At 41.2% G+C, this 5,578-nt stretch carries 6 protein-coding genes; all 6 read right to left on the bottom strand.

Annotated elements, in window-relative coordinates:
• Positions 1–106: 106 nt before the first annotated feature.
• Positions 107–589 carry a nucleotidyltransferase family protein gene (locus tag F6K46_RS37845; protein ID WP_293068028.1) on the bottom strand — a complete coding sequence of 161 codons (483 nt, stop codon included), beginning with the start codon at positions 587–589 and terminating at the stop codon, positions 107–109.
• A 98-nt stretch (positions 590–687) separates the two neighbouring features.
• Positions 688–1,401: an ATP-binding cassette domain-containing protein gene (locus tag F6K46_RS37840; RefSeq protein ID WP_293068031.1), complete on the bottom strand. Its 714-nt coding sequence runs from the start codon at positions 1,399–1,401 to the stop codon at positions 688–690.
• A 3-nt stretch (positions 1,402–1,404) separates the two neighbouring features.
• A complete protein-coding gene (locus F6K46_RS37835) occupies positions 1,405–2,514 on the bottom strand; it encodes an ABC transporter ATP-binding protein (protein ID WP_293068026.1) in 1,110 nt (369 codons plus the stop codon).
• A gap of 45 nt (positions 2,515–2,559) precedes the next feature.
• Positions 2,560–3,420 (bottom strand): hypothetical protein, encoded by an 861-nt coding sequence (locus tag F6K46_RS37830; RefSeq protein WP_293068023.1) that lies wholly within the window; start codon positions 3,418–3,420, stop codon positions 2,560–2,562.
• A 248-nt stretch (positions 3,421–3,668) separates the two neighbouring features.
• Positions 3,669–3,833 (bottom strand): lasso peptide, encoded by a 165-nt coding sequence (locus tag F6K46_RS37825; RefSeq protein ID WP_293068021.1) that lies wholly within the window; start codon positions 3,831–3,833, stop codon positions 3,669–3,671.
• A gap of 83 nt (positions 3,834–3,916) precedes the next feature.
• Positions 3,917–5,479 (bottom strand): lasso peptide isopeptide bond-forming cyclase, encoded by a 1,563-nt coding sequence (locus tag F6K46_RS37820; RefSeq protein ID WP_293068018.1) that lies wholly within the window; start codon positions 5,477–5,479, stop codon positions 3,917–3,919.
• Between the last annotated feature and the right edge of the window lie 99 nt (positions 5,480–5,578).

Here is a 5,578-nt window from a genome sequence, read left to right as displayed (position 1 = left end):
GTAGAATACAGGTAACATTGTCAATAGGTAGGTCTTGTTGAACAAAAGAGACCTATCTTTTTTTTAGCACAAAATGGTGAAAGCTTTACATTTAAAGCTTTTCAGGCTATTTCGTCACCCCTTCAGGTTCCCTAACTAGTAAATCTAAATCAACAAACTCCCGCAAAGCTAAATCACCATAGGCTGCTGCTGCTAAAGTAGGCCCTTTATAGGGAATAGCGGCAATACCGCGAGCTTCTAGTTGGGGTAATAGCTTAACCAGGGTTCTAGTAAGAGACAAATTATATAAGGTAATTGAGCGTACCTTAGCTTGCATATATTGCCATAAATCAGAGGGAATTTGAGTGCATTCTAGGTAACTAAGATTTCTAAATAATAAAGGCAGTACTTTCTGCTGCTGTGCCATCCCAACAATCCATGGCCAATCTAAATCCTGCTGGACTAATAGTTGGATCTGATCAACTAGGTCAGGGTCTAATTTAGTACGGGCACAGCACAATAACAGTTTAGCTTCTGGACGGACTAATTGAGGATGAATCCCCAAAGCTAATTTTAGCAAATTTTTTATTTCTATTACAGCGTTTTTCATAACTATTAGGTACACAGAAATTTTTCCCTGTTCCCTATTCCCTACTCCCTATTCCCTACTCCCTATTCCCTGCTCCCTACTCCCTATTCCCTAGCTTTTCAATTAACATTTGACCTTTGACTTCCATGCATTTGTGCTTGCCAAGACTCGGCATAAATCCCTCCCTGAGTGACTAATTCATCGTGACTACCGGACTCGACAATTTTTCCGTCTCGCATCACGTAAATTAAGTCAGCCCGCATCGCCAAAGTAAAGCGATGGGTGATTACAATAGCAGTATGTCCTTGCGCCAAGAGACGAAAACGATTTAACCAGTCCATTTCTGCCCAAGGATCCATGGCGCTGGTTGGTTCATCTAGGATAATAATCGGAGCTTGTCTAAAAAAAGCTCTTGCTAGTGCTAACCTTTGCCACTCACCACCACTAAGATCCACGCCTCCTGGGAAAGATGTTCCTAGCAAGGAATTGTACTCTTGGGGAAGTCGTAAAATTCGCTCGTGAATCCCGGCGGCTTGGGCTGCTGTTTCAACAGCTGCTAAGTTTGCTGATTCTGCTAAATTACCTAAGGTTATATTTCCTGCAGGGGTAGCTACATGGCGCAGGGGGAATTGAAATAGTATTGTAATCGCCTGGCGCAGATCTGCAACCGAAAAGTCTTTGAGATCTACACCATCTAACTCTACACTACCGGATGCAGGGTCATAAAAGCGACACAGTAGTTTAGTTAAGGTGCTCTTACCTGCTCCATTGTCCCCCACAATCGCCACAATCTTGCCTGCCGGAATTGTCATGTTAAAGTTTTCTAGTACCAGATTTTAACTACCGGGATACTTGAAATTTACCTGTCGAAAGCGAATTCCCTGTTGCAAGGATGGGGGAATAGTTTTAGGCTGGGGTGGATCAATAACTTTGGCTTTTAGGTCAAGGAAGGCAAACAGATTACTAACAAACAAGCTGTTTTTGTAAACTTCTCCCAGATTACCTAGCAAGGATTTCATTAATCCCTGTCCTCGGTTAAAGGCTTGGTAGAATAGGGCAAGATCTCCCATGGTAATTAATCCTAGGAGCATTTGCTGTCCAATCCAAACTATGGCTCCACTCAATACCAGTAAGGTAATAAGGTTAGCACCAAAACGTCCTAAACTTTGCTGTTTAATCAGTTGCAAACGTTCTAACCGCAACCGTTGACGCAGGGTTTGGTAAGCAGTGCGAAAATGGGTTCCTAATCCAAACAAACGCACTTCCGCCGCCGCTGCACTATGGGTAAGCACAATCTCGTAATACTCCAGCCAGCGCCGGTCTAGGGTGGTTTTCTGCCACCATTGATGATTGTGGCGATTTAGACGTAGTACAACGTAAAAACCCGGTAGAGTACCAATTACTATGGCTATCGGTAGCAAGATACCATAGGGTAGGAGAATGGCAATTACCGAAATCAAGGTGATGCTGCTTTGTAGTAAAATCCCCAGGTTTTCCATTAAAGCCAAAGAACGACCTCCAGCCCCACTCCTAGCTCGATTTAGGTAGTCGTGGTATTCTGAGGACTCGTAGCAAACTAAATCAATCGCTAAGGACTGTTGATGTACTAAATCGCTGATATAGTCTTGCACTAATTCAGATTGAGCAGTGCGCACCCACTCGCTAATCCCTCTAAGTATTTCCGTTAATAATAATACTGCGCCAAATAAAGCAATGGGTAACGCTACCAGGCGAATAGTCTCCCACTGCACTCCTGCCCCTACAACTGCGACTAGTCTATTAACTAGCGATCGCGTTAAATACAATGTCGCAACTGGTAAACAGCCTTGCAATACCAATAAGATCAGCCAAGCAATCGTCCAATGGTGAGCAGATTGCCAAATTAGACTCAGAGTTTTTGGTAAATAGGAAGCTAGTTGAACAGTACTACGTAAATTTGAAATCAAAATTGATTATTTTTTAATTTTTAATTTTTAATTTTTAATTTTTAATTACTCAAGATGCTTTTCTACCAATGCCACACTTTTTGGTAATTCCTCTAAACCAGGGCGACGCACGAGATAGAAAAACTTAACTTCCTTAAACAACGCCGCGCACTGTTGCAAATGGGCTTTAACAATTTCAGGAGCATTTAAAATTTGGGTTTCCCTGGTATGACGCACCAAAGCAGCAAATGCCATTTGAGGGTTTACCGGTTTGATACTATGCTCAGGACCATGGGCCAAAATATAAATACGTTTCAAAGGTAAGGGTGTGCTTTGGAAACCCTCCTCAAACCTATAGCAAAGCTTATCAGCACCCTCAAAAATAGGAAACAATTGTTCCGGCTTATGCCCTAAAGCATCTACCGTTGGTTGCCACAGTTTGAATTGAGGATAGGCTGGTAAAACCATGGGCTGTTGAGCGGTTGTATCCACTGCCATCACATCATCGGTTAAAAACCGATAGCCTTGGCAATGGAAAGCATCTGCCAGGGTTGATTTACCTGCACCAGAGTTTCCCATGAAAGCAATCCCTTTACCATCGATATTCACACAACTAGCATGAAGTACCAATAATCCCCGTTGTCGCAGTACTGCTGCCATAGCAGACCCTACAATTGTCGGGCGTACTACTGAGGGGTCTTGGTCTGTTAAGGGATAAACTATAATTTCTCGACCCTCACAAATCAAGAATTTGCCCACTCCCTCTATGTAGCCAAGGACGCGCTCTTTCCCGCTAATAGTTTCGTGAGATAAGTCTTTTATATCGCCAAAACGGATCATAAGATCTGGCTGTCCTTGGGATGGTAATAATTCCGGTAACCTCATCTCAGAATGGATGCATAAACCAAAGGCACTATAACTGTACATTATTATTTATTGTTTTAATTAACTAATTATGAATCTGAGGTACAGTCATTTTTTTACCCTACTTCCTAATATGGTGGGCAAACGGTTGCCCACCATAATCAATAAGAGCAGAGAGTTAATTCTCTGTCTTCAACTGTGTTAGAGCTATGAGCATTAAAGATTGGTTGACTTCAATTACTTTTTCCTTGTCATCTTAGAGATTACAATAAAAAAGTTTCTCAAATTCTACAGCTGAATAATTAAGGTTATTAAGGAAGTACCAAGTCAGCGCTACCATCAAGGCCGGGTCCTGGTATGTTAAGAGGATTCCCACTCAAGATGACCATATCTGTCTCAGGTGAGCTACCTATAGCCAGAGTGATGTCTTCCACATTGCCGTGAACAATGAGATCGGGTTTAGCGTAAGATTTCATGAGATACTCTCCTATGAGTAGTGTTAGTCTTTGAACGTGGCAGATACACCCTTTCAACCCACACACAACTATCAAATAATTTTCTAATTCTGAGAAAGTTTTTTAAGTGATAGGGTCAAAACTGTACCTAGCCAAAGATCCATTTTTTCCTGAGACGTTATACCATTGGCTGAGATTAATTTTTGATATGCTATTTGCACATTTTCAGTATTTAAATATTCACTTATAGGGTCAAGAGATGTTGCCATAATCTCTTCCAATTGGGCGCGATTAACTTCGAATAAACCATGAACGAAGTTATCACTAAGATCGCCTTTTCCTCCTCTCCACTCAATAGCATCCGGAAGGTTCTTACTCAAAGCGCGACGCATAATAAATCTACTCCATCCCTGACGCAATTTTTGCTCGGAAGGAAGTGCTAAACAAAACTCAATTAACCGCTTATCCACAAAGGGATGGCGGGCTTCTATACCAGCAGCAGCAGCACAGCGATCTACCTGTTCCAAGACTAAGGTAAACACACCTGAATTTAAAGCCTTAAACTGCTCTTGTCTAACAGTTAATGGCAGATCTGGTTGAGTATACCAATGCCTTAATCTGGCTGGAAAATCGATGCGTTGAGCAAATTCTTTATTAATTAAAGGTGCAGGCTTGTTACCAGAAACCGGAGAATGTTTATATCGCCTGAATAACTTTTTAAACCAACCTGGAACGATGACTCGCAAACCATGTTGAACTAATAGCTGTTTACGAGAAAAACCTGTATAATAATGAATGTGGTGTATAGCTTTAATAAATTCTAACCAACGAAATTTTTGGGCTAATTTACGCAGAGTCGGAATACTATGAATTTCTAATACAGTACTGACTGGAGCACCAAAATTATCAGCAAATTCTTTGGTTTCCTGGGCAAAATCTGCCCATTTTCCTTGAGAAGCTAACTCTGTTAGTCGATAAATACCGTGGGAAACTGTATTATCACCATCATATCCATCTAAAAGAATACGAATTCCCTTGTCTTTAGCAATTTGAGTTAATCGCCAAGGAAAGTAATAATTAGGTCCAGGAAATACCTCATCTTCATACTCAAGGATCTGATCTATGTCTGATAGAGCTCCTATTTGGTCACCAGCAATAAAATGGGGTACGAATTCACCTTGATCTAATACTGCTTCTATAAAAGGTCTTTCATCACATTGTTTGAGATTATCAAAAACTAAGGAAAAAGTTTGTAACGGTGTCTTTTTTGTCTCAGCTAAAATATCCCGTGCCACACAGGTAACAGAGGAAGAATCTAAACCACCACTTAATTGAGAACCAATGGGAAAAGCACTACGCAAACGACAGCGAACCGCCTCGGTAAAGATTTCCCGAAAGGCATCCGCATAGGCTTGATCTGATTCTAAATGTAGTTCCTTATTAGGATCTAATGACCAGTAAGACCAAATTTTTAGTTCAGTTTGATTAATAACTAAACTATGGGCTGGAGGTAAGCGGAAAACATTTTCATAACTAGTAATCACCTTGTCCTCTAGCATTAACATAATAAAGTCAGCAAGGCGAACTTCGTTAATGCGTTGAGGAATCTGAGGTAGGCAAAAGAAAGCCTTCATCTCAGGTAAGCATTCAGGTGTAGAGATTGACAAAGTCACCCCACTCACTTCAAAAGCGGAATCAGAGACAATTCGTGAGAACGCTGCCTGACTGCTAAGGACACAGCCTGACTCAGGAACTTTATGGTATTA

The sequence above is a fragment of the Moorena sp. SIO3E8 genome (assembly GCF_010692445.1).
GTDB classification, from domain to species: Bacteria; Cyanobacteriota; Cyanobacteriia; order Cyanobacteriales; family Coleofasciculaceae; genus Moorena; species Moorena bouillonii.
This window is presented reverse-complemented; position numbering and strand designations above follow the sequence as displayed.